21 protein-coding genes are annotated in these 25,301 nt (G+C 66.8%); 18 read left to right on the forward strand and 3 right to left on the reverse strand.

The window, feature by feature from the left end:
- Positions 1-5 precede the first annotated feature (5 nt).
- Positions 6-965, forward strand: a complete 960-nt coding sequence (gene thiL / locus J5M86_RS04865) for a thiamine-phosphate kinase (protein ID WP_188060095.1) — start codon at positions 6-8, stop codon at positions 963-965.
- A gap of 85 nt (positions 966-1,050) precedes the next feature.
- Here the strand turns inward: thiL and rpmB are convergent, their stop codons facing one another.
- Positions 1,051-1,245: a 50S ribosomal protein L28 gene (gene rpmB / locus J5M86_RS04870; protein ID WP_188060096.1), complete on the reverse strand. Its 195-nt coding sequence runs from the start codon at positions 1,243-1,245 to the stop codon at positions 1,051-1,053.
- Between the two features lie 233 nt (positions 1,246-1,478).
- Here rpmB and J5M86_RS04875 point away from each other — a divergent pair, with 233 nt between their 5' ends.
- The 14 genes from J5M86_RS04875 to ftsY all read left to right on the forward strand — a co-directional run bounded on the left by J5M86_RS04875 (position 1,479) and on the right by ftsY (position 18,102).
- A complete protein-coding gene (locus J5M86_RS04875) occupies positions 1,479-3,107 on the forward strand; it encodes a DAK2 domain-containing protein (RefSeq protein ID WP_188060097.1) in 1,629 nt (542 codons plus the stop codon).
- Positions 3,104-5,320 carry an ATP-dependent DNA helicase RecG gene (locus tag J5M86_RS04880; protein WP_188060098.1) on the forward strand — a complete coding sequence of 739 codons (2,217 nt, stop codon included), beginning with the start codon at positions 3,104-3,106 and terminating at the stop codon, positions 5,318-5,320. The genes J5M86_RS04875 and J5M86_RS04880 overlap by 4 nt, the downstream gene beginning before the upstream one ends.
- Positions 5,321-5,893 (forward strand): 16S rRNA (guanine(966)-N(2))-methyltransferase RsmD, encoded by a 573-nt coding sequence (gene rsmD, locus J5M86_RS04885; RefSeq protein WP_188060099.1) that lies wholly within the window; start codon positions 5,321-5,323, stop codon positions 5,891-5,893.
- Between the two features lie 12 nt (positions 5,894-5,905).
- Positions 5,906-6,406 carry a pantetheine-phosphate adenylyltransferase gene (coaD, locus tag J5M86_RS04890; RefSeq protein ID WP_188060100.1) on the forward strand — a complete coding sequence of 167 codons (501 nt, stop codon included), beginning with the start codon at positions 5,906-5,908 and terminating at the stop codon, positions 6,404-6,406.
- A gap of 179 nt (positions 6,407-6,585) precedes the next feature.
- Positions 6,586-7,089, forward strand: coding sequence for a DUF177 domain-containing protein (locus tag J5M86_RS04895; RefSeq protein ID WP_188060101.1), 504 nt, complete (start codon positions 6,586-6,588; stop codon positions 7,087-7,089).
- A gap of 1 nt (position 7,090) precedes the next feature.
- Complete coding sequence (gene rpmF / locus J5M86_RS04900; RefSeq protein WP_188060102.1) at positions 7,091-7,285, forward strand: 50S ribosomal protein L32; 195 nt, start codon at positions 7,091-7,093, stop codon at positions 7,283-7,285.
- Positions 7,286-7,299: 14 nt separating this feature from the next.
- Positions 7,300-8,061, forward strand: coding sequence for a ribonuclease III (gene rnc, locus J5M86_RS04905; RefSeq protein ID WP_370587324.1), 762 nt, complete (start codon positions 7,300-7,302; stop codon positions 8,059-8,061).
- On the forward strand, positions 8,054-8,923 hold the full coding sequence (gene mutM / locus J5M86_RS04910) for a bifunctional DNA-formamidopyrimidine glycosylase/DNA-(apurinic or apyrimidinic site) lyase (RefSeq protein WP_188060103.1): 870 nt from the start codon (positions 8,054-8,056) through the stop codon (positions 8,921-8,923). Before rnc ends, mutM begins: the two co-directional genes overlap by 8 nt.
- 358 nt (positions 8,924-9,281) lie before the next feature.
- The gene (locus tag J5M86_RS04915; protein WP_188060104.1) at positions 9,282-10,028 is read left to right on the forward strand and encodes a hypothetical protein; all 747 of its coding nucleotides are present in this window, start codon (positions 9,282-9,284) and stop codon (positions 10,026-10,028) included.
- Between the two features lie 46 nt (positions 10,029-10,074).
- The gene (locus J5M86_RS04920; protein WP_188060105.1) at positions 10,075-11,976 is read left to right on the forward strand and encodes a M3 family metallopeptidase; all 1,902 of its coding nucleotides are present in this window, start codon (positions 10,075-10,077) and stop codon (positions 11,974-11,976) included.
- On the forward strand, positions 11,973-12,740 hold the full coding sequence (map, locus tag J5M86_RS04925; protein ID WP_188060106.1) for a type I methionyl aminopeptidase: 768 nt from the start codon (positions 11,973-11,975) through the stop codon (positions 12,738-12,740). The genes J5M86_RS04920 and map overlap by 4 nt, the downstream gene beginning before the upstream one ends.
- A gap of 64 nt (positions 12,741-12,804) precedes the next feature.
- Complete coding sequence (smc, locus tag J5M86_RS04930; protein ID WP_188060107.1) at positions 12,805-16,383, forward strand: chromosome segregation protein SMC; 3,579 nt, start codon at positions 12,805-12,807, stop codon at positions 16,381-16,383.
- A gap of 117 nt (positions 16,384-16,500) precedes the next feature.
- A complete protein-coding gene (locus J5M86_RS04935) occupies positions 16,501-16,728 on the forward strand; it encodes a hypothetical protein (protein WP_188060108.1) in 228 nt (75 codons plus the stop codon).
- A gap of 78 nt (positions 16,729-16,806) precedes the next feature.
- On the forward strand, positions 16,807-18,102 hold the full coding sequence (gene ftsY / locus J5M86_RS04940; protein WP_188060109.1) for a signal recognition particle-docking protein FtsY: 1,296 nt from the start codon (positions 16,807-16,809) through the stop codon (positions 18,100-18,102).
- Between the two features lie 163 nt (positions 18,103-18,265).
- Here ftsY and J5M86_RS04945 read toward each other — a convergent pair whose 3' ends face one another.
- The gene (locus tag J5M86_RS04945) at positions 18,266-19,789 is read right to left on the reverse strand and encodes an HNH endonuclease signature motif containing protein (RefSeq protein WP_188060110.1); all 1,524 of its coding nucleotides are present in this window, start codon (positions 19,787-19,789) and stop codon (positions 18,266-18,268) included.
- A gap of 256 nt (positions 19,790-20,045) precedes the next feature.
- A complete protein-coding gene (locus J5M86_RS04950; RefSeq protein WP_208965106.1) occupies positions 20,046-20,924 on the reverse strand; it encodes an oxygenase MpaB family protein in 879 nt (292 codons plus the stop codon).
- A 129-nt stretch (positions 20,925-21,053) separates the two neighbouring features.
- Between J5M86_RS04950 and J5M86_RS04955 the strand changes: the two genes are divergently transcribed.
- The 3 genes from J5M86_RS04955 to J5M86_RS04965 all read left to right on the forward strand — a co-directional run bounded on the left by J5M86_RS04955 (position 21,054) and on the right by J5M86_RS04965 (position 25,293).
- Positions 21,054-22,463, forward strand: a complete 1,410-nt coding sequence (locus J5M86_RS04955; protein ID WP_188060112.1) for an ammonium transporter — start codon at positions 21,054-21,056, stop codon at positions 22,461-22,463.
- Positions 22,460-22,798, forward strand: a complete 339-nt coding sequence (locus J5M86_RS04960; protein WP_188060113.1) for a P-II family nitrogen regulator — start codon at positions 22,460-22,462, stop codon at positions 22,796-22,798. Before J5M86_RS04955 ends, J5M86_RS04960 begins: the two co-directional genes overlap by 4 nt.
- A gap of 149 nt (positions 22,799-22,947) precedes the next feature.
- Positions 22,948-25,293, forward strand: a complete 2,346-nt coding sequence (locus tag J5M86_RS04965; protein WP_244328488.1) for a [protein-PII] uridylyltransferase — start codon at positions 22,948-22,950, stop codon at positions 25,291-25,293.
- Positions 25,294-25,301 lie beyond the last annotated feature (8 nt).

Consider the following 25,301-nt stretch of genomic DNA (forward strand, 5'->3'; position numbering starts at 1 on the left):
CCAGAATGATTCCGCCTGACGGACCGACGCTTGGCCAGGCCAGCGAGGAGGAACTGCTCGCGCAGATCTTTCCGGCGCTGCCCACCCGTCCAGAGGTGATCATCGGCGTTGGTGACGATGCTGCACTACTGGGAGTACCGACGGGAGCAGTGCTGGTCACGACCGACTCGATGGTGCTCGGACGCGACTGGCTCGATGAGTGGTCCAGCGGGCAGGACGTCGGTCACAAGGTGGTCACCCAGAACCTCGCCGACATCGCTGCGATGGGCGGCACGGCGACCGGTGTGGTCGTCTCACTCATCGCTGGTAGAGACACCAGCATCGAGTGGGTCCGCATGCTGAATGGCGGTATCGCACAGGGGTGTTCGCAGGCCGAGGTCGCTGTGCTCGGCGGTGATCTGAGTTCCGCGCCGGACGGCGTGCGAATGGTGAGCATCACCGCGCTGGGCGAACTGCGTGATGTCCGGGCGGTGCGCCGGGACGGCGCGCGAGTGGGTGACCAGGTAGCGGTCAGCGATGCGCTCGGCCGTTCCGACGCCGGCCTTCGGTTGCTGCAACAGGACCGCGTTGCCGCGGGGGAGCAGTGGGTGGCATTCCACCGTCGTCCGGTGGCCCGTTACGCGGCTGGACCGCAGGCGGCGAGGGCCGGCGCGACGTCGATGATGGACATCAGTGACGGACTCGTGCGCGACGGCCGACGTATCGCTTCGTCCAGCGGTGTGCGCATCGATCTGCAGGCGTCATTGCTGCTCGACTTCGTCGCGCTCCTCGAGCCCGCGGTCGGGGCGGACGCCTGGGAATGCGTCCTGGGTGGCGGGGAAGAACACACGCTGCTCGCCACCTTCCCTGCCGACGTCGAGCTGCCGCAGGGCTGGCGTCGCGTCGGCGTGGTGCGCGACGGTGAGGGCGTGACGCTGGATGGCCGTGAGCAGCGCAACGGCGGGTGGGACCACTTTTCTGGGTGACCCGGCAGATCCGGCCCGGCCTTGGTGCACGAAACAGAACAGCCGATCCCGGTAGGGATCGGCTGTCAGGTGCGAGAGGCGCAGGTCAGCGGGTGACCTTACCGGCCTTCAAGCAGGAAGTGCAGACGTTGAGACGCTTCGGGGTCACACCGGCATCGCCCACGAGCGCGCGAACGCGCTGGATGTTCGGGTTCCAGCGGCGCTTGGTCTTGCGCTGCGAGTGCGAGACGTTGTGACCGAAGCTGGGTCCCTTGCCGCAGACGTCGCAAGTGGCAGCCACGGTGATCTCCTGAAGTTGGTCGAAAGATGATTCTCCCGGTAGCGGGCACACGACTATTGACGAGCACCTGCGGTGGGAACTTCACAAGAATAGCCGTGAGAGCCGAGACCGCCAAACTGGCGGTTCAGGCGGGTGCCGTCCACCGCCCGCGGGTCGACCTGATGTGCGGTTGGTCACGCCCATGTCGGACGCGGCAGTTAACCTTTGCGCGACCCCACCTCGAAGGATGACAGATGTCGCTGACCACCCTCGACCTCGACGCCCTACGTCGTTGGGTTGTGGCCGCACGTGCCGATCTGGCCACCTATGCCGAGCGCATCAACCGGCTCAACGTCTTCCCGGTGCCTGACGCCGACACCGGAACCAATCTGCTCATGACCATCGACGGCGCGATGGGCTCGCTGACCTTCTCCGAGCCCGACGACCTACCCGCGGCTGCGCGTGATCTCGCGCAGGCAACGCTGATGGCCGCGCGCGGAAATTCAGGGGTGATCCTCAGTCAGCTCGCCCGGGGCGTCGCCGAGGTGCTGGCCGAATCCGGGGAAGACACCGTCTCCGCGCCACGTCTGGCCGAAGCCCTGCGCCGGGCGAGCGACTACGGATGGCGCGCGGTCAACATCCCGGTGGAGGGCACCATCCTGACCGTCGCGGGTGCTGCCGCCGACGCTGCGGCGGTGCAGGCCACCGGTTCGGTGCGAGACGTCGCGCAGGCAGCGGTTCATGCGGCTGAGCTGGCGCTGGTCAACACCACCCAACAACTGGAGGCGCTGCGGCAGGCGAATGTCGTGGACGCCGGCGGCGCGGGTTACGTGTTGGTGCTGGCGTCCTTGTTGCGGGTGATTGACAGCGACGGTGGGCCGGTGCGTCCGCTGGCGGATGCACCCGCTTGGTTGACGGCAAGCGCCGCCGACGTCATCACCACCTGTCACGACGGCGCGGTCGACGGCCCTGCGTACGAAGTGATGTACGTGCTCACCCATTCCGACGAGGAGCGGGTCAGCAGGTTGAAGGCGGCACTCGACCGAATCGGCGATTCCTTGGTGGTGGCCGGAGGCCCTGATACGTGGTCGGTTCACGTCCACGTCGACGACGTCAGCGCAGCCCTGAATGCCGGGGTGCTGGCCGGTCGACCGCAACGCTTCCAGGTCACCCGCTTCACCGACGAGATGATCACGCGACACACCATCCCGGTGCACCACGACGCCCAGACCCTCATCGTGGCGGTCGCCGAATCACCCGGGCTGGCCGAACTCGCCAAGAGTGAGGGGCGCATGGTGATCGGTGGCGACGCAGGCCGGATCGCGCGCGCCGCGGCGGTTCGTGCCATACGCGACACCGAACTACCGACGGTCGCCCTCGTCTGCGATGGCGCGCGAAGCAGTCACACCGGCGACCTGTTGGAGAAGTCGTTGCGTGACAGGGGAGTCCGCGTGATCCGGCCGGGTGCTGCCGGTCCCGCTGAGTTCATCGCGGCTCTTGCCGTGGCGCATCCGGAGCACACGGGCGACGAGGTGATCGCCGCCATCGACGACGCGCTCATTGATCTGTCCACCGGGAGTCTCAGCATCGCTGCGAACGACCCGCGCACGGCGGTCGGCGACTGCCCCAGGGGTGCGGTCGTCGGGCGCATCGACGGTGAAGTGATCGGTTTCGGAGCAGAGGCCCTACCGGTTGCAGCGCAGGTGGTGCAGACCCTGCTGGCCGACCACGAGCGCGAGATCGTCACCCTCATCCCCGGTGAGAAGGCTCCGGCGGCTCTGGCCGACACCGTCCGCGCCAGTCTCACCCGCAGCCACCCCCACCTGGAGGTGTCGATCGTCGAAGGTCGTGGCCCGTACGTCCTGGCGATCGGTGTGGAGTGAAGGTCGAACGCTCCACGCCGTTGGAGAAGGTCGTCAACAAGACCTTCGCCGGCAAGTTGGCCAAGAACCGCGACGTCCACACGGTCGGCGACTTCCTCGATTTCATCCCGCGCCGTTATCTCGACGCGAACGCTTCGGGGCGCCTCGCGGAGTTCGAGGTCGGGCAGATGGCGGTGCTCGTCGCCACCGTCGTGCGCGCCGACACCCGTCCGATGCGTAACCGGCGCACCATGATGTTGCACGCCACGATCGAGGACGCCGACGGTCGCCACGCCCAACTCGTCTTCTTCAACGCCCGTGGTCACGAGTACAACCTGAGGCCCGGGGCGACGGCGTTGTTCCGCGGCAAGATGCAGGTCTACAACCACCAACTGCAACTCGCGCACCCCGAGTACACCGCCGTCGCCGACGAATCCGCGCTCGCGGCCTACGCGTCCGGGTTGATCCCCACGTACGCCACCCTGCCGCGCACCAGCGATCTGTCGATCACCAAGGCGATGCAACAGGTGCTCGGGTCGTGGGAAGGCACCGATCCGGTGCCGGAGCAGCTTCGCGAGCGTCACCGCTTGCTCTCGCTGGAGCAGGCCTACCGGATGGTGCACCTGCCGACCTCACGCGCAGACATCGGGCGGGGTAAACGGCGATTGCGCTACGACGAGGCGTTGGTGGTGCAGACGGCGCTCGCGGCCCGTCGCGCCGAATACGACAAGCTGGAAGCCACCCCGCGGGTGCCCAGCAAGGGCGGTCTGTTGGAGCGCTTCGATCAACGCCTTCCCTTCGAACTCACCGCCGGTCAGCAAGCGGTGGGTGAGCAGATCGCAGCCGACCTGGCGGCGCCGCGTCCGATGCACCGTCTGCTGCAGGGCGAGGTGGGTTCGGGTAAGACCATCGTCGCGTTGCGGGCGATGCTCGCCACCATCGACTCCGGGGCGCAGGCTGCGCTGCTCGCGCCCACCGAGGTGCTCGCTCAGCAGCACGACCGGTCGATGCGCGCGATGCTGGGAGATCTGGCCGAGCGGGGGCTGCTCGGCGGGCACGAACTCGGCACCCGGGTGGCGCTGCTGACCGGCTCGATGAGCAAGAAGGCCAAGGAGAAGGTGCTGCTCGACATCGTCTCCGGTGAGGTCGGAATCGTCATCGGCACCCACGCCCTCATCCAGGACACCGTCAACTTCTTCGACCTCGGGCTCGTGGTGGTCGACGAACAGCACCGGTTCGGTGTGGAACAGCGAGATGCGTTGCGGGGCAAAGCATCCCGTCCGCCGCACGTGCTGGTCATGACCGCAACACCCATCCCACGCACTGTCGCAATGACGGTTTTCGGCGACATGGACACCTCCGAGCTCACCCAGCTTCCCTCGGGGCGGGCGCCGATCGTGTCGCATGTCGTCCCTGCGTCCAAACCGGGGTGGATCGAGCGGGCTTGGCAGCGGGTGGCCGAGGAGGTCGCAGCCGGGCACCAGGCCTACGTGGTCTGTCCGCGGATCGGCGACCAGGACGAACCCGAGGCACCTCTTGACGGCGATTACGACCTGGAGTCGTTCGGGTCGCTCGACGAGTCCGACCAGCCATCGCAGGAGAGGCCCGCCAAGCCGGAGTTGTCGTCCGTCGTTGCGACCCTTGACCGATTGCGTGCCGAGCCGGCCTTGGCCGGATTGCGGATCGAGATGCTGCACGGACGCATGACGCCGGAGGAGAAGGACGCCGTGATGGGCGAGTTCTCCGCGGGTCAGGTCGACGTGCTGGTCTCCACCACCGTCATCGAGGTGGGTGTCGACGTCCCGAATGCCACCGCGATGGTGATCCTCGACGCCGACCGCTTCGGCATCTCCCAGCTGCATCAGCTGCGCGGACGCGTGGGCCGAGGCAGTGGGGGAGGGCTCTGTCTGCTCGTCACGGCCACCGACAAGCCGGAGACGATGGAGCGGTTGAGCGCCGTCGCGGCCACCAACAACGGCTTCGAGTTGGCCGATCTCGACCTGTCGTTGCGCAGCGAAGGCGACATCTTGGGTGCCAGCCAGTCCGGTAAGCGAACCGGCCTGAAGCACCTGCGGCTGAGTCACCCCAAGGATGTCGAGCTGATCCAACTGGCTCGTGCCGATGCTGCCGAGCTGATCGCCGCCGACCCGACCCTGAGCACTCACCCCGCGCTTGCCGAGCTGATGACCCAGCGTTTGGATGAAGACCAGGTCGCCTTCCTGGAACGAGGCTGAATGACACGCATCATCGCCGGCACCGCCGGTGGACGACGACTGGCGACGCCGCCGGGCGATGGCACGCGCCCCACGAGCGAGCGGGTGCGCGAGGCGCTCTTCGCGCGCTTGGAGCACATGGCCGCGCTCCCCGGTGCGCATGTGCTCGACCTGTACGCCGGTTCGGGAGCGCTCGGCCTCGAGGCCGCCAGCCGCGGCGCAGCGTCGGTGACCCTGGTCGAACGTGATCGCAAGGCGTTGGCCGCGCTGCAGCGCAATGTGCGCGAGCTCGGTATTGCAGGGGTGACCGTGCGAGGCGAATCTGTCGAGAAAGTGGTCGGGGCCCTCGTCGCCCGCGAGTTCGATCTGGTGCTCATCGACCCGCCCTATGATCTGTCCGAGCACGACCTCGCCCAGGTGTTGGAGCGCCTGGCCGGCGGTTGGCTGGCGCAGGACGCCCTGCTGGTGGTGGAGCGCTCCACCCGGTCGGCCGAACCCATGTGGCCCGGAGATGTGTTGGTCATCGGGCCGAGGCGTTACGGGGAAACCACCGTGTGGTTCGCTGAATACGTTCCCGAGGGCGATGCGGCATGAGGTGGCGGCAACATGACTGAAGACGTGCGACGGGCAGTCTGCCCGGGTTCGTTCGACCCGATCACCGCGGGACATCTCGACGTGATCAACCGCGCCGCAGCGCTGTTCGACGAGGTGGTCGTGGCGGTCGTCTACAACCCCGACAAGCAGGGCACGTTCAGCCCCGCCGAGCGAGTCGAACTCATCGAAGCCTCCGTTGCCCACCTGCCCAATGTGCGTGCGCAGGCCTTCGGCAACCGCCTCGTCGTCGATGTCTGCCGCGAACTCGATGCCGGGGCCATGATCAAGGGCCTTCGCAACGAGACCGACTTCGGGTACGAACTCCCGATGGCCCAGATGAACCACGAAATGACCGGCGTGGAGACCTTGTTCCTGGCTGCCAGCCCCGCGGTGTCGCACTACTCGTCGTCCCTCATCCGGGTGTGCGCCCAACACGGCGCGGACGTCTCGGCGATGGTGCCCGAGCCGGTCGTGGCGCCGCTGGTGGAGCGGCTGCGTCCGGCGTCCGACTGAGGTCGCCTGCGAGTTTGGGGAATCCGGCCACCGGCCGGTAATCTTGTGAGTCGGTCTGCGTCGTCCGCGACGACCGGTCCGAACCACCAACACCCCACGATCACAGAAGAGTCATGCACCTCGATCCCCGTAACCCGCTCGTCCTGGACACCCGGGAACTGAGTCGGCGACCGGGAAACATGGCTCAGATCGACCGTGAGGTCGCGGCACCGGAGCACTTCGGCAACGACGTGATCGAGATCAAGCAGGGTGAGCCGATCGAGCTCGACTTGCGGATCGAATCGGTGATGGAGGGCGTTCTGGTCTCCGGTTCGGCTCGGGCAACGGCGACCGGTGCCTGCGTGCGGTGCCTGGATCCCGTCCACGAAGAAGTGGACGTGGAGTTTCAGGAGCTGTTCGCCTACGCCGATCGTGCGGCCCACCACCAAGAGGTGGCCGGCGACGACGAAGACCTGCAGACGCTGGACGGCGACCTCGCTGATCTGGAGCCTGTGTTGCGTGACGCGGTAGTGCCCACACTGCCGTTCCAGCCGGTGTGTCAACCTGACTGCCCGGGCCTTTGCTCCGAATGCGGAGCGCGCCTGGCGGACGACCCGACGCACCACCATGATGTGATCGACCCCCGATGGTCGGCGCTCGCCGGATTGACCGACGAGACCGAGAACAACGAGAAGAGGAACTGACGTGGCTGTCCCGAAGCGGAAGATGTCGCGCTCCAACACCCGTTCGCGTCGCGCGAACTGGAAGGCTGCGCCGGTCGCCACCACGACCTGCCCCAACTGCAGCGCCCCGGCGCAGGCTCACATGGCGTGCCCCTCGTGCGGCACCTACAAGGGTCGGCACTACAGCGCCGCGGAGCAGACCTCGCACCAGGCCTGAGACGCCTGATCGACGTGAGTTCGTCGAAAAGGGCAGCCTCTGCGAAGGCTTCGCAGCGGCCCGTCGGTGCCCTCGCCACCCTGCTGACGCAGATCAGTGGTGCGGTGATCGACGAGCCGCTGCTTTTGCGTGCCCTGACCCATCGCTCGTACGCCTACGAGAACGGCAACCTGCCGCACAACGAACGCCAGGAGTTCCTGGGCGACGCTGTGCTCGGCCTGGTCGTCACCCAGGCTCTGTACCGCCTGCACCCCGACCTACCCGAGGGGCAATTGGCGAAGTTCCGTGCCTCGGTGGTGAACGCCCGTGCGCTGGCCGGGGTCGGCCGACAGATCGATCTGGGCGGATACATCCTTCTCGGACGCGGTGAGTTGGCAACCGGTGGGCGCGACAAGGATTCGATCCTGGCCGACACCGTCGAGGCCGTGATCGGCACGGTCTACCTGTGTGGCGGTCTGGAGCCCAGCGAGCGATTCGTCCACCACCTCGTCGACGAGTTGATCGGGCAGGCCTCCGGTCTCGGCGCAGGTCTGGACTGGAAGACCTCACTGCAGGAACTCGCCGCCACGCGTGCGCTCGGCGCGCCCAGCTATTCGGTGACTGACGAAGGTCCTGACCACGACAAGGTGTTCACCGCCTCGGTGCTACTGGGTGGCGAAGTGCTCGGCACCGGGGTCGGCCGCAACAAGAAGGCCGCCGAACAGATCGCTGCGGAAGTCGCCTGGAAGGCGCTCAAGGAGCAGACTCCGACACCGGACGGGCCGACGGTTGCCTGAACTGCCCGAGGTCGAGGTCGTGCGCCGTGGGGTGGCCGAGCATGTCGTCGGCCGCCGCATCGAACGGGCGGAGATCCTCGGTGCTCGGGTGGCGCGCCGTCATGAAGCCGGCCCGGCTGCGCTCGGTGCAGCGCTCACCGGCGTCCGGGTGCAAGCGGCCCGCCGGCGCGGTAAGTACCTCTGGATGGACCTCGACGACGGCGAGGCACTGGTCGTCCACCTCGGCATGAGCGGCCAACTGTTAGTGGAGGAGCCTGACGCTCCCCGCGAGAAGCACTGCCACGCGATGTTCGACCTCGACGACGAACGGCAGTTACGTTTCGTCGATCAGCGCACCTTCGGCGGTCTCCAACTCGTCGCCTTGGCTCAGGACGAACATTCGGATGCGTTGATACCCACCGTGATTCGCCACATAGCCCCGGATCCGTTGGAGCCGGTCTTCGATGTGCGGGGCACCGTGCGCCGGATGCGCCGCAAGCACACGCAGATCAAACGGGCACTGCTCGATCAGACGCTCGTCTCCGGCATCGGCAACATCTACGCCGACGAAGCCCTGTGGCGCACCAAGCTGCACGGCGAGCGGCTCACCGACAAGGTCACGGCTGCGACGTCCACCGAACTGCTCGGCCACGCCACCCAGGTGATGCGCGAGGCGCTCGGTCAAGGCGGCACCAGCTTCGATTCGCTCTACGTGAACGTCAACGGCGCTAGCGGCTACTTCGACCGATCACTCAACGCCTACGGCCGGGCCGGACGTGAATGCCGCCGCTGCGGCGCGTTGATGGTGCGCGAGAACTTCATGAACCGTGGTTCGTTCTCGTGCCCGGTCTGCCAGCCACGTCCGCGGATCGTGCGCAGCTAACCGACCAAAAGCAGGCACGCCGACGCTACCTACTTCCCCTTAGTGGTAGCGACAGGTCCGTACAGAATGCTTTCGTTGGTCAGGAGTGCCATGGTCAGCCCGGTTTGTCATGATGAACGACATGGGATGGAACAAGAAGGCTGTCCGTGGGCTCGTAGCGTGCGCAGCAGGCGCGACCCTGCTCGCCGGATGCGGCGGATCAGACGACGGAACACGCGCTTCCGCGCTGGATCAATCCGGCGCTGCGCCATCCAACAGCAGCGTGGCGGACGACCGGTGTACAGGAGAAACCGTCGGCACGCTGCCCGCTCCGACGGCTTGGGGAAACACCGCGAAGGTGTCGGTCAAGGACCAGCCGATGGCCATTCGGATCGCCAAACCGGTTGAAGGTGGTAGTGGCGCGGTGTCGCTGCCGGTGTCGCTCAAGTCGCTCAGCGGGCCGACGGTGATGTTCCCGCTCACCACCGTGCAGTTGGTCGACGAAGCGGGACGACTGTGCGAAGGGAGCACCGGTGCGCTGACCGCCATCGTCGTTCCCGGCAAGGTGAGCACCGACAAGCGAGACTTCGCGTTACCCGCTCGGGTCGATGCGACCACGGTGCGGGCCGTCGTGATGGACGCCTCGGGTAAGGCGCAGGCAGTCTTTGCGGCGTCCGGGGCGACTGATGCTCCTGCGCCGGCTGCCAACGCTTGCACTGGTCAAGCCGCCCCCACTGCAGCGCGTCCGATCGCTTTCGGCCAGCCTGCGACGCTGACCCAACAGGGGCGGGCCGTCGGCGCACTCACCGTGAGCAAACCGGTGCTGAAAAAGGGCAAGCCGGACGAGGACCATGACGTCGTCCAAGTGCCGCTCAAGCTGACCAGCGATTTCCTCGTGAACTTCTACGCCAAGGCGCTGACGCTGGTCGACAGCGGCGCTCGCACCTGTCCGGCTGCACCCGATCCCATTACCGGTGGCCCGTCTCTCTTCGCGATCATCGCCTATCAGGGCGGCGGTGCCACGACCAAGACGGTGGAGTTCCAGGTGCCGCGTGGCTTTGCCGGGGTGGATGGCATGAGCGTTCGGTTCAAGGACGACACCTACGGCGCAGCAGCCTGGAAGTAGGCGATGTGGCGCGCCCGGTGTCGGGGCGCGCGGTTAGGGTGATCGGGTGACTCCCACCCCGCTCGCGCTGCCCGCTCACGACGCCCTCGAATGGCTGACCGACCGCTGTGACGGCGGCCTCGACGACGCCCGGTCGCTCGTCGAACGACTCAAGCAGGGGCCGGTGACTGACGTGCTGGCCACGTGGAACGCGGTGCAGATCGAACTCGGTAATGCCGCGGCTGCGGCATCGTTGTTCTCCGAGGTGCACCCGGACGCCGCCGTGCGCGAAGCGGCGGACGAGGCGATGCAGCGCGTCGACGCCTACTCCACCGAACTCGGTCTCGACAGTGAGCTCTTCGCCGTCCTCGACGCCGCACACCCGGGCGATGACACCGACGCGCAGCGGCTGCTTGAGCTCACCCGCCGCGACTTCCGCCGCGCCGGTGTCGACAAGTCGGAGGCCGACCGCGAACGCCTGCGGGAGTTGGCACAGGAGGAGTTGAAGGCCGGGCAGGAGTTCGGCAAGAACATCCGCGAGGGCACCCGGTTGATCACCGTGCGACCCGAGCAGCTCGCCGGGATGCCGCAGGATTGGATCGATGCCCATCCGGCAGGGGACGGTGGTCAGGTGACGGTCACGACCGACTATCCCGACTCGGTGCCGCTGATGACCTTCTGCGCCGACCGCTCGGTGCGCGAGGCGATGGTGCGCGAGCGCCAGAACATCGCGTGGCCGGCGAATGACGCTGTGCTGCAACGGCTTTTCGCTCTTCGGCAGGAGCACGCGGAGTTACTCGGTTACGACAACTGGGCCGACTTCGACGCCGAGGTCAAGATGATCGGCGACGGCAAGGAGATCCGCACGTTCATCGACAAGATCACCGAGGCCGCGACTGAGCGTGCTCTCGCTGACAAGCAGGTGTTGCTCGATCGGCTGCACCAGGACCACCCGGACGTCGAAGACGTCACCGCTGTCGACACGACGTACTACAGCGAGGTCGTCCGCAAGGAACAACACGACGTCGACGCCCAACTGACGCGCACCTACTTCCGCTTCGACAACGTGCGCCAGGGGTTGCTCGATGTGACAGGTCGGTTGTTCGGCCTGGAATGGCGGGCTGTGCCCGACGCTCCGGTCTGGCACCAGGAAGTGACCGGTTACGACGTGCTCAAGGACGGCGAGCGCATCGGCCGCATCTACCTCGACCTGCACCCGCGTGAAGGCAAGTTCAAGCACGCGGCGCAGTTCACGCTGGTCAGCGGTGTCGACGGGGTGCAACTGCCCGAGGGAGTGCTGGTCTGCAACTTCAGCCGCGGGCTCATGGAGCACGACGAAGTCGTCACGCTCTTCCACGAGTTCGGTCACCTCGTGCACCACGTGGTCGGCGGACAGCAGCAGAAGTGGTCGCGCTTCTCCGGCGTGGCCACGGAGTGGGACTTCGTCGAGGCGCCCAGCCAGATGCTGGAGGAATGGGCCTGGGACGCAAGCGTGCTGGCGTCCTTCGCCACCAACGACAAGGGTGAGCCGATCCCTGCCGACCTCGTCGCACGGATGAAGGAAGCAGACGAATTCGGCAAGGGCTTCCTGGCCCGCACGCAGATGTTCTACGCCGCTGTCTCCGTGGGCTTGCACGTCGATCGGCCCAGAGACATCACCGAATACCTGCAGCAGACCCAGCGCACGTATTCCGTTTTCCCGCCGCTGCCCGACAGTCACTTCCACTGCTCATTTGGTCACCTCGACGGATACAGCTCCGGGTATTACACCTACATGTGGTCGCTGGTGATCGCCAAGGACATGTTCAGCGCGTTCGACGAGCACGACCTCTTCGCGCCGGAGGTGGCCACGCGCTACCGCGATCGCGTGCTCGGAATGGGCGGACGCAAGGACGCCGCAGATCTGGTCGAAGACTTCCTCGGCCGTCCCTACACCTTCGATGCTTACGCAGAATGGCTGGCGAAATGATCGAGTTGAGGTCGGCCTCGGAACTGGAGGCCATGCGTCCGGCCGGGCGGTTGGTGGCCGAAGTGCTGACTGCGTTGCAGGAAAAGGCGGCTGTCGGCGTCAACCTGCTCGAGCTGGATGCATTGGCGCACAAGATGATTCGTGCTGCTGGTGGTGAGTCGTGCTACATCGACTATCACCCGAGTTTCGGCGGCAGTCCCTTCGGAAAGGTGCTGTGCACCAGTGTCAACGACGCGGTGTTGCACGGACTCCCGCACGATTACGTGCTGGCCGACGGTGACCTGTTGTCGGTCGACTTCGCGGCGTCCGTGGACGGTTGGGTGAGCGATTCCGCCTTGTCGCTGGTGGTCGGCACCGCGCGTCCCCAGGATCTGAAGATGATCGAGACGACCGAGCAGGCGCTCGCTGCAGGCATCGCCGCTGCGACGGTGGGTAACCGCCTGGGCGACATCTCGGCGGCCATCGCGCAGGTCTGCCACGCCGCCGGTTACACGGTGAACACCCAGTTCGGCGGTCACGGAGTCGGTCGCACCATGCACGGCGAGCCGCACGTGCCCAACAACGGTCGCGCTGGGCGTGGGCTCAAGCTGCAGCCGGGTCTGGTCATTGCGATCGAGCCCTGGTTGATGCAGAGCACCGACGAGATCTACACCGACGACGACGGTTGGACCCTCCGTAGTGCCGACGGCTCGCGTGGGGCGCACAGCGAACACACGATCGCGGTCACTCCGGATGGTCCGCTGGTGCTGACGGCGAGAAGCTGAGCAGTCGGGGTACGCCCCGGTAAGGTGCACTGACCGCACCCTCCAGCCCAAGGAACCGCCACTCGTGTACGTCAAGAGCCTCACTCTGAAGGGCTTCAAGTCCTTCGCCTCGGCGACGACGATGAAGCTGGAACCAGGCATCACCTGCATCGTCGGGCCCAACGGCTCCGGCAAGAGCAATGTGGTGGACGCGCTCGCCTGGGTGATGGGGGAGCAGGGCGCCAAGAGTCTGCGCGGCGGGAAGATGGAAGACGTCATCTTTGCCGGCACACCCAACCGTCCGGCGCTGGGCCGCGCTGAGGTCTCGCTGACGATCGACAACACCGACGGTGCGTTGCCGATCGACTACACCGAGGTGACGATCACCCGCACGATGTTCAAGGGCGGTGGCTCCGACTACTCCATCAATGGCACCAGTTGCCGACTGCTCGACATCCAGGAACTGCTCTCCGACAGCGGAATCGGCCGCGAGATGCACGTCATCGTCGGGCAGGGGCAGCTCGACACAGTGCTTCGAGCAACTCCCGAGGAACGACGCGGGTTCATCGAGGAAGCTGCTGGCGTCCTGAAACACCGCAAGCGCAAGGAACGCGCGCTGCGCAAGCTGGAGCAGATGGAGGGCAACCTCACCCGCGTCGGCGACCTCACCACCGAGATCCGTAGGCAGCTGGGTCCGCTGGGGCGGCAGGCGGAGACGGCCCGCAAGGCATCGGTGATCCAGGCCGACGTCCGCGACGCGCGATTGCGACTGTTGGCCGACGACCTCGTGCAGCTCACCACCACCCTCGAACAGGAAGTCGCCGACGAGACGGCCCTGCTGGAGCAACAGAAGCGGGTGCAGGAACGCCTCGCGACAGCTCAACGCACGCTGGACGAACTGGAGAACGAGGCGCGTGAGGCGGCGCCTGAGCAGGCACGCATCCAGGATCAGTGGTTCGCGCTGTCGTCCTTGAAGGAGCGGGTCGAGGCCACCGCGAGCCTGTCGGCCGAACGGGTGCGCCTGATGGCCGACGACGAGGCACACGAGCAGCAGGCCGGTTCAGGTCGTGACCCGGAGAAGTTGCGTGCCCAGGCGGTGCAGGCCCGCGAAGAGCTCCAGCGGCTGAACGACCAGATCGACCAGGCGAAGGCGGCCCTGCAGGAAGCGGTGCAGCGCAAGCACGACCTGGAGAACGCGCACAACGCCGAGCAGCAGCGCCTCACCAAGCTCGCCCGGGCCGCCGCCGATCGCCGCGAGGGCCTGGCGAAGTTGGAGGGGCAGGTGGCCGCCCGCCGCAGCCGCATCGACGCCGGCGAGGCGGAGCTGGGCCGCATGAGTACAACTGCCGACGAGATCGCCGCCCGCGTTGCGTCCATCGAGAAAGAACACCGGGCGCTCGAATCGACCATCGCGCAGGACGAGGAAGGCGAAGAGGGCCTCGACGCCCTTTACGACGACGCCGAAGCCCGGATGGAGAAGGTGCGCGGAGAGTGGGAGGCAGCCAAGGAACAACTCGCTGCCGCCGAAAGGGAACGCTCCAACCACCAAGCCCGGGTGGAGGCACTGGAGATCAGCCTGACCCGCAAGGACGGCGCTGCTCACCTTTTGGAGCACGAGCAGCGTGCCGGAGTGCGGGGCTCCCTGACCGAGCTCCTGCGCGTACAACCGGGTCACGAAGCAGCGATTGCAGCGGCCCTCGGCTGGGCTGCCGACGCCGTGGTCGTCGACGACCTCGACGCTGGAGCCGCCGCGCTCGGCCGACTGCGCGCTGACGACGCGGGCCGGGCGACCCTGGTGGTGGCCGGCTCTCGGCCGGGGTCAGACACCCGTGCTGTGCCGGAGCTGCCAGAGAGTGCCCGCTGGGCCCACGAGGTCGTCGATGCGCCGGACGACTTGTTGCACTCGGTGGGCGATCTCCTGGCCGGTGTCGCCCTTGTTGGGGACGACGAATCGGCCAAGAGCCTTGTCGCTCAACACTCCTCGGTCATCGCGGTCACGCCTGAGGGTGATGTCTTCGCGCCGGGTTATGTGCGAGGCGGATCGGCCGCTGCTCCGTCGCTGCTGGAGATCCAGGCCGCTGTGGACGAGAGCCGAGCCCGAGTGGAGGAAGCAACCCGACAGGGTCAGCAGGCCCAGTTCGCGGTCGAGAAGGCACGCGTAGCCGTCGAGGCAGTCCAGGTCGAGCTTGATGCTGCCCTGGAGCAACTCAACGCCTCCGACGCGCGCATGTCATCGGTCGCTGAACAACTCAGCCAACTCGGGCACAACCTGCGAAGCGCACGCGCGGAGCACGAGCGACTCACCTCCGGCCGGTCGGGGGTGGAGCAGAACCTCCAGACCGCGCGCACTGAACTCCAAGCGCTGGAGCAGCGCCTCGCGGACGCGCAGGCGGCTCCCGAAGAAGCCGAACCGACGACGGACGAACGCGACCGGCTCGCCGCGGAAGCCGCTGCGGCTCGTAGCCGGGAGACGGACGTCCGGTTGTCGTTGCGCACCAAGGAGGAGCAGGCCCGCTCGCTCGCAGGGCGTGCCGATGGGCTCGAAGCTGCAGCCCGCTCGGAGTTGGAAGCACGCGAGAAGGCGCGGCTGCGCCGGGAGAAGCGGGCCCGCGAGATCGCCACGGCCCGCACCGTCAACACGGCAGCCGGTGAATTGGCCGGACATGTCGCCCAGGTGCTGTCGATCGCGGCCGCACGTCGTGCTGAAGCCGACCGGGCCCGCACCGTCCGAGACCAGGCGCTGACCCAGCACCGCAAGGACGTCAGCGCGATCAACGAGGAGTTGCGGGTGCTGACCGACACCGTGCACCGCGACGAAGTGGCCAGGGCGCAGCAGCGCCTGCGGATCGAAGCGATGCAGACCAAGGCGATCGAAGAATTGGGTATCGATCCCGAGGTGCTGGTCGAGGAGTTCGGCCCGCATCAACCGATTCCGCACATCCCGGGTCCGGACGACGACCCCGACAACCTTCCTGAGCCCACCGCCTTCGTGCGCGACGTGCAGGAAAAGCGGCTTCGCTCGGCCGAACGCAAGCTCGGTCAACTCGGACGGGTCAACCCGCTCGCGTTGGAGGAGTTCGCGGCGCTGGAGGAGCGTCACAAGTTCCTCATCGAACAACTCGAAGACCTGCGCAACTCCAAGCGCGATCTGCTCGACATCGTCGACGAGGTCGACCGGCGCGTCGAAGAAGCCTTCGCCAGTGCGTTCGAGGACACCGCGCGTGAATTCGAGGGCGTCTTCTCCCGGCTGTTCCCCGGAGGCGAGGGGCGACTCACGCTGACCGACCCCGACAACATGCTGACGACCGGGCTCGAGGTGGAGGCCCGCCCGCCCGGCAAGAAGATCAAGCGGCTGTCGCTGCTTTCCGGTGGGGAGCGCTCGCTGGTGGCGGTCGCGCTGCTGGTGTCGATCTTCAAGGCACGCCCCAGCCCCTTCTACATCATGGACGAGGTCGAGGCCGCCCTTGACGATGCCAACCTCGGCCGGTTGATCACTCTCTTCGAGGAGTTGCGCGACTCCAGCCAGCTCATCGTCATCACCCACCAGAAGCGGACGATGGAGGTCGCCGACGCGCTCTACGGCGTCTCGATGCGGGGCGATGGCGTGACCAATGTGGTGAGTCAACGGATGAGCGATGTGAGGCCCGATTCGGCTGCAAGCTGATCGTTCACCGGCGATTGGCTGAGATCTTGCTCACGATCACCCAAAAATCACCGAAATGTCACCGTTTTCTGGCGTTTCGAGTTGGTCGGAATCCAGACCGTCAGAGACACTGAGCACATGCTCTGGCTGATCCTCGCTCTCGTCGTCGGTGTCGCTCTCGCGTCTGCTGTTCTCGGCATGGTCGCCGTGCCGGCGCGCCGTCAGGGACGGCCGTTGCTCACCGAACGGGGCGAGAAGGTCGTCAGCTCGGTCTCGCAGACCACCGACAAGGTGACCGTGCGGGCCAAGGGCGCCACAGATTCGGTCGTGAGCACCGTGAAGCGCGAGCGCTCCAGTACCTCCTGACCTGCGGCGTCATCTCCGACGCCCACTCACCCTGAACGGGACCGACGCGACGTCGGTCCCGTTTGTCATGATGGGGGCGTGGATCAGATCTGGGAATTCCTAGTCGTCATCACCGTCGTCGTCCTCGGCGCCCTCGGGTTCGCGCTCGCGTTCCTGCGCGGCCGCGGGGGCAAGACCAAGGAACTGCCGCCGCAGACACCGCCGCCGGCCGCCAAGGACGCGCCGCAACGCGGTGCCAACACCTACAGGCCGAGCAGCACGGCGACGATCGACACCAGCAAGGGTGCCGCGCCGCCCACTGCTCCGCCGGCCGACATGGACGAACGCGACGAGGCACCTGTCGTGTCTCCCACGGCGCCTGCGGTCGAGAACAAGGGCAGCACCGCCGTCCAGGAGCCGCCCGCCGAGCCGGTGATCGTCGAACCGCTGGAGCCTGCGCTCGAACAGCCGGAGTCGGCTCGCGGCCGGATGACCCGACTGCGTTCGCGGCTCGCGGCGTCCAACAACTCCATGGGCAAGGGACTGCTGGGAATCCTGTCGTCCGGCACGCTCGATGAGACGGTCTGGGAAGAAGTCGAGGACACCCTCCTTGGCGCTGACCTCGGCGTCGAGGCCACCACCGAACTGGTCGACAACCTCAAGAAGCGGGTCAAGGTCGAGGGCTCCGCGACGCCGGAGCAACTCGAGACGTGGCTGCACGAAGAACTCCTCGCCCTGGTCAACCCCGACATGGACCGTCGCATCGCTGCCAGCCGCCAGGGCGACCGACCCGCCGTCGTGATGGTGGTCGGTGTCAACGGCACCGGCAAGACCACCACGGTCGGCAAGCTAGCCCGAGTGCTGGTGGCCGAAGACAAGGAAGTGCTTCTCGGAGCCGCCGACACCTTCCGCGCCGCCGCCGCCGACCAACTCGAGACGTGGGGAGCACGCGTCGGCGTTGCTACCGTGCGCTCCGACAAGGAAGGCGCTGACCCTGCCGCCGTTGCGTTCGATGCGGTGAAGGCAGGCATGGAGGAAGAAGCCGACGTCGTCCTGATCGACACCGCCGGCCGTCTGCACAACAAGGTCGGCCTGATGGACGAGCTGGCGAAGGTCAAGCGAGTCATCGAGAAGCAGAGCCCCATCGACGAGTGTCTACTCGTGCTCGATGCGACGACCGGCCAGAACGGCATGCGCCAGGCAGAAGTCTTCGCCCAGGCCGTCAACATCACCGGAGTTGTTCTCACCAAGCTCGACGGCACCGCCAAGGGCGGAATCGTCGTGCTTGTCCAGCGCGAACTCGGTGTGCCGGTGAAGCTCGTCGGCCTCGGCGAAGGTGCCGACGACCTCGCACCCTTCGACGCCAAGGCCTTTGTGGACGCCGTCCTCGACTGAGCAGTCCGTTAGGCACAGGACGTCGACGCGAGGCGACTTATGCAGGTCGCGGGGCGGTGCGACTTTGGTGGGTGCACGCCGCTTCCCCCGCTCGAACCATCAGTTGCGTGAGGGTCAGGCGGACGGATCAAGCGAGCCGTGGCCGAGCGATCTCCTTCGCCGGTTAGCTGAGGATCAGGCTGGGTCGGGTGATGTGGACGCTGCCGGTGGGCGAGGTCCAGGTGCAGTCGCCGTCGCGGGTCATGGTGACGCTCCACCTCTTCGCGGTCTTCACCCGGTGGTGCCGTTTGCACAGCAGTTGCAGGTTGGTGGGCGTGGTGTGGCCGCCGGGTGTGCCCCAGGGGATGATGTGGTCGGCTTCGCAGTACTTCGCCCCCCGGTTGCAGCCGGGGTATCGGCAGTGTTGGTCGCGGAGTTCGACGAAGCGCCGGATGTGGGCCGGAACCCGGTAGGCCGGCGAGCGGGTGTCGGCCGTGACCTCTAGCTCCGGGGTACGGCCAGCTGCGCGTTCGCTGGACGCAGCGAATCGGGTCAGTGCAGCGAGAGTTGCCTCGGTGAAGCCGACTTGGGTTGCGCCGCTGACTCCGACGAGCCGGTGACCCATGCCCCCGTCAGCGCCGAGAGCGGGTTCGAAGTAGGCGTGGCGGACGGTCGCGCGGCGCCTGGCCAGGAGAGCGTCGAGTTGGTCGGTGGGGATGAATCCGACCCGGTGCGCCAACCCATTCGGTCCAGCGGCGCTTTCCCAGTGGTCGGCGCCTTGCGTGGAAGCGGCGCGTTGGTCGGGTTCTTGCGTGGCTGAGGCTTCGCGGTCATTGAGTTCCCGCGGGAAAGCGTCGCGCTGGTCGGGTTCTTGCGTGGCCGAGTCTTCGCGGTGATCGAGCACCCGCGAGGAACCGTCGTGCTGGTGGGGTTTGTGGGTGACCGAGTCTTCGCGGTCATTGAGCACCCGCAGGAAAGCGTCGTGCTGGCCGGGTCCAGGCGTAGCTGAGGATTCGCGGTGGTTGAGCACTCGCGAGGGACGAGCGAGTTGTCGAAATCCGCCGAGGTTATCCGATTCCGTCACATGTTCACAGTCAGCGGCGGTGACACCGAACGGCGCGAACGCCAGCTCAGCGGCTGCGTCGGCGATGAGTGCGAACCATGCCTCGAAGGCTTGGGCGTCGTACTGGTGGGCGTTCGCGGTCTCCTGGTCGAGGGATTCCTGGCGGTCCATGTCGGCGGCGGCGTGTTCGAGGCTGCCGGGCACGGCTGCGCGGGCGCACCAGTCGTCCAGGTAGGCGGCCAGGTCGAAGTCGTCCACGATCTGGTCGAGGTCGACCTCCCGATCGGCACAGTCATCCCCTGTGAAGCAGGCAGCGTGCGGCTCCGAAGCGTGGCTGGCGGGAGTGCTGTGGCCGGGCTGATCGTGTGTGTGCCACTGAGATACGTCGTTCGGAGCGGCACCACCCGCGCTGTCGTGCTGTGGTTTCTGGGTCTGCCCGGCCGGGCCGCACTGAGCGCAGCCCGGCGGTGATGTGGCGTGTCCGAGCTGGGTGAGCTGGATATGGCACGTCACGTTCGCCATGACCAGTTGCAGTAACGCGTCGGCGCGGCATTCGCCCATCGTCTTGCCGGCGTTCGCGGGATCGGCGTGCAGTTGTTTGGCGAGGGTGTCGACCGCGGAGGTGTGAATAATGCTGCAAAGCAATGGTTTTCGCACCTTTGCCAATGGGCGTTGTCGAGCTGTTTCGGCGGATTTCTACTCGTCCGCTCGTACCTCGCGGACGGCTCAATCAGCGGCGGTGGGTTGTCCGGCCGGCGACGGGGGCGGACGGCTCAGTCAGTGACGACAAGTGCGGCTGGGTCACCGGCGGTGGGTTGTCCGGCCGGAGACGGGGGCGGACAGCTCAATCAGGGGCGGAGGCGGACGGCTGAAGGCGGAGCAGAGAGTGGTTCCGTGCGTTTTACAACTGTTTGAAGGTGCGGCGGTCGTCCTGGATGAGCGGATCGTCCAGCACCCACTGGATGGATCGGACCGCTGCACGTCCGGCGAGCAGGGCTGCTTGATGAGCGGGCGCGGGCAGGTCGAGGTCAAGCATCCGACGGGCATATTCGGGCAAGGTTGCGACGGCGCCGCGATAGAGGCCGGCGTACGAGAGCAGGCTGGCGCCGCTGAGCCCGGTTGGCTTGCGTAGGTAACGCGCGACGTCCAGCGCTTCGGTGGAGCCTTCCAGCGCCGGCCGGTACGCGGCGAGGCAATCATGAAGGCCCGCAACGGTTTTCGGCGGATCGGGCACACCGATACCCAGGGCCGCCACCTGGGTCTGCTCGACATAGTGGTCGGCCTCGGCGCGAGTGAGCGGAGTGCGTGACCAGCGCTGATGGACGTCCAAGAAGCTCTCGATCTCGGCGCAGTGCACCCACAGCAGCAGGTCGCCGTCGGAGGCTCGGTAGGCGCGACCGTTCGGTGCGACGCCCGCGATCCGTGAGTGCACCTTCGACACCCGGGCCATCAGCCGGTCGGCGTCCGGGATAGAGCCGTAGGTCGTGTACGAGATGAACCCGCTGATCTGCTGCAGGCGCGCCCACGGATCGTCGCGATAGGTGGAGTTCTGCGCGACACCGGCCATCGCCACTGGGTGCAGAGACTGCAGGAGCAGCGCTCGGATGCCGGCGAGGAACATCGTCCCGTTGGAGTGCACCCGCCAGATCGGATCAGTCGGCGTGAAGCGTCGTTCGCCCGGCGACCCCCAGATCGCCCGTGCGCGTCCGGTCGGGTCGTCGCCGGCGGTCCGGGCCCGCAATTGGAGGGCAGCCTTGTGACGGACGGCGGAAACCAGCATGCGAGCCATTATCGAGTGCGGAGCACGTAGCGGGCCGAAACCGGTTGTTTACCGGCCGAGGACTTTTGTCACACGCATGAAACACAACGAGGCGTGAAGCGAAACGGCAACGGCGCAGAGTTCCTGCTCATGAGTATTCACACTGCACTGACAGCAGAAGGACCACCGATCGCGCTCGACTCGGGCAACACCGCGTGGTTGTTGGTCTCAGCCTCGCTGGTGTTGTTCATGACCATCCCGGGCCTTGCGCTCTTCTACGGCGGTCTGGGTCGCGCCAAGAGCGCGCTCAACATGATGATGATGTCATTCGGCGCCATGGGGGTCGTCGGCATCCTGTACGTGCTGTTCGGCTACTCGATGTCGTTCGGTAGTCACGACATCGGCGGTGTCATCGCCGGGCCGTTCGAGTTCTTCGGGCTGAAAGGCATGCTGCCGGGGGAGCCGGGAGCGAGCAGCACGATCATGGGTGATGGCATCCCCACCCTGGTCTTCGCCGGCTTCCAGTTGACCTTCGCGGTGATCACCGTCGCGCTCATCAGCGGCGCTATCGCCGACCGAGCGAAGTTCAGCACCTGGCTGGTCTTCTGCGGACTCTTCGTGACCCTCGTCTACTTCCCCCTGGCCCACATGGTGTGGGGTGGTGGGCTCCTGTCGGCCTCGTCCGACGGCCTCGCGGCCAGGATGTTCGGCACAACAGATGACGCCGCGACCGTGGCGCCCATCGACTTCGCCGGCGGCACCGTCGTCCACATCAATGCCGGTATCGCCGGACTGGTGTTGGCGCTGTTGCTGGGCAAGCGAATCGGGTTCGGACGCACCCCGATGCGCCCGCACAACGTCCCACTCGTGATGCTCGGCTCGGGCATTCTGTGGTTTGGCTGGTTCGGCTTCAACGCCGGTTCGGCACTCGGCGCGAACGAGTCCGCCGCTCTCGCCTGGGTCAACACGACGGCTGCGACCTGCGCGGCGATGATGGGCTGGCTCGTGGTGGAGAAGAGACGCGAAGGGCACATGACCTCCGTCGGAGCAGCATCTGGTGTGGTCGCCGGCCTGGTAGCCATCACACCTGCATGCGGCAACGTGACACCAGTCGGCGCCATCGGAGTCGGGCTCGTCGCTGGTGGGCTCGCCGCAGTGGCCGTCGGGCTCAAGTACCGCTTCGGTCTTGACGACTCGCTCGACGTTGTCGGGGTGCACCTCGTGGCCGGCCTCTGGGGCACGATCTCGCTCGGCATCTTCGCGCGCGGCACCGGTCTCGCCTACGGCGAGTGGAGGCAACTGGTGGTGCAAGTGGTCATCGCGTTGGTTGCGCTGACCTACACCGCGATCCTTACCGCAGGAATCGGGTACGCGCTCAAGGCGACGATGGGTTGGCGGATCGACGCCGACGACGAGATCGCCGGAATCGACACCGCTGAACACGCCGAATCCGCTTACGATCTGGTCGGATTCGGCGGCAGCAAACACATCGGTCAGAGCAAGCCCGAGCACGACGCACGGCACCACCACGAGATCTCCCGCAAAGGGGCGAAGGCATGAAGCTCATCACCGCCGTCATCAAACCGTTCAAGCTGGACGAGGTGAAGGAAGCCCTCGAGGCATACGGCATCGCGGGAATGACCGTCAGTGAATCCAGCGGCTACGGACGCCAGCGCGGCCACAGTGAGGTTTACCGCGGCGCCGAATACACCGTCGACTTCGTCGCCAAGGTGCGGATCGAGGTGATTGTCGACGACCTGGACGCCCGCAGCGTCGCGGATGTGATCGTCAAAGCCGCTCAGACCGGACGCATCGGGGACGGCAAGGTGTGGATCATGCCGGTGGAGGATGTCATCAGGGTGCGCACCGGAGAGCGGGGTGAGGCCGCGCTGTGAGCAGACTCGGTGGGGACAAGTAGCCACAAACCGGACGCAGAACACACGTTTTCGGTGACGGAACGTAGGTTTTGCGTCCGGTTTGTGATCGAAAGCGTCCGATCGAAGCCGCAGCGGCCGCACGTGCAGCAGGGGAGGAAGATGTGACCGTGGACCACGCTGCGCAACGCCTGGATCTGGCTGACACCCGTTCATTCACCCGCCCCGGGGCCGGTCAAGAACGACGCGCACGGTTGGCAGCGCACTCGCACACGGTGCTCACCCAGTTGTGGGACGACGTCCTCGGCTCGCGCAGTGCGCGCGGCCGCGAGGGTGTCGCGCTGGCGGCGGTCGGCAGCCTCAGTCGTCGCGATGCCGGGCCGCTCAGCGACTACGACCTGATCCTTCTGCATGACGGCCGGACGTTCACCGACAAGGACATCGCCGAACTCGCCGACTCGCTGTGGTATCCGTTGTGGGACAGCGGTATTCGGCTCGATCACAGCGTCCGAACGCTCGGCGAGTGCCGAACCGTGGCCTCCGAAGATCTGGCCGCGGCGATCGGGATGCTCGACATCGACCTGATCGCCGGCGACGAGGTGTTGGTGGCCGGAGTGCGCCACAGCATCGGCCACGACTGGCGGTCCAATCTGCGCACCCGGATGCCCGAACTCATCGAGAGCCTGAAACAACGGCACGAGCGCGTCGGCGATCTGACCACCGCGCTCGATCCCGACCTCAAGGAGGCCAGGGGAGGGCTGCGCGACATGACCGTGCTCAATGCCCTCGCGATGTCGTGGCTGGCCGACCGGCCCCGGGGAGCGGTCGACGCAGCCCATTCCACCCTGCTGGATGTCCGAGATGCCCTGCACCTGGTGACCGGGCGTGGCCGCGAGCGCTTGCACCTGGACGATCAGGACGCCGTCGCGGCGCTGCTCGGCTTCCCGGACAGCGACGCCCTGCTCGCCAATGTCGTCACCGCGGCCCGACAGGTCACTTTCGCCCTCGACGGCACGCTGCGGCGGGCCTCACAGAGCCAACGGGCCCGCACGCTACGGGTGGGTCCACGACGTCCACTCTTGACGCCGCTCGGCCATGGCCTCTACGAGCACGACGGGGAAGTGGTGCTCGGGCCGAAGCACCGACCCGTGGGCTCGGACCATCGGCTGTTGATGCGCGCGGCGAAGGCGGCTGCTCGTGCGAACCTGCCGCTCTCGCCGGTCACGATCGACAATCTGCGCCGCGAGCTCAGCCCGCTGACGAGTCCTTGGCCCGATGACCTGCGTGACGCCTTCCTCGACCTGCTGGCCAGTGGTCCCGGCCTGGTGCCGGTGTGGGAGGCACTCGATCTCGCCGGTGTGGTCTCGGTGTGGCTCCCCGAGTGGGACGCCGTGCGCAGCCGTCCGCAGCGCAATTCCGTCCACCGTTTCACCGTCGACCGGCATTCCATCGAGACGGTCGTCGAGTGTTGCAAGCGAGCCTCCGAGGTCGCGCGCCTCGACCTGCTGTTGCTCGCGGCGCTGGTGCACGACATCGGCAAGGTCGCCGGTGCTCTCGACCACGCGCTCGAGGGAGCGCCGGTGGCGGCGTCGATCGCGCGCCGTATGGGTCTGGACGCAGCTGATGTCGACATCGTCGAGCTGCTCGTGCGTGAGCACCTCACCCTGGTCGACCTGGCCACCCGACGCGATCCCGACGATGAGGCCACGGTGGAATCTCTGCTCGCGGCGGTCGATGGACGGCTCGACCTGCTCGAGCAGCTGCGCACCCTGACTGAGGCGGACGCGCTCGCAGCCGGCCCGAAAGCCTGGACCACCTGGCGAAGGGGTTTGGTTGATGAACTCACCCGCCGCGCGACGGCGAAGGTGTCGCAGCGGACCTCACCGGTGCGGCGCGAGCCTGGTCACAACGAACTTGTGGCCGATGCCTTGCCGGCGCTGCAGCGGGGCGAACCCTTCGTGCGCGTGACCGCCACCGCCACCGGGGCACAGGTGCTGCTCGTGGAGCGCGATCGCCGGGGTCTGTTCGCCGACTCCGCCGGGCTGCTCGCCACCCACGGCGTCGTCGTGCGTGCCGCTCGGGTGACCACGGTCGACGGGATGGCGATCAACACCTGGCAGATCGAGGCGTCCTCGGGTGATCTGCCCGGCGAGGACGAGCTCAGCCGCGGACTCACCCAACTCGCCCGGGGTGATGATAGGCCGCTGCGGTCACTGGCACTGAGACCTCCGGCCGCGCGTCCGATCGGAGCACCGCCGGCCAGGGCCACGGTCGTCCCCGGCGCCTCGCAGACCGCGACCGTCATCGAAGTGCGCAGTCCAGACCGTCCGGGCTTGCTGCGCGACATCGGCATCGCGTTCACCACGGCCGGTTTCGTGGTGCGTTCGGCGTACGTGGCGACCTACGCCGGCCAGACGCTCGACACCTTCTACGTCACCTCTGCTGACGGTCAACCGTTGGACCCACCGGCTGCTGCTGGACTGATCCGTGCGGTGATCGACGCCTGCGAAGGGTGAGGAGGTCG

The organism is Yimella sp. cx-51 (assembly GCF_017654605.1).
Lineage (GTDB): Bacteria > Actinomycetota > Actinomycetes > Actinomycetales > Dermatophilaceae > Yimella.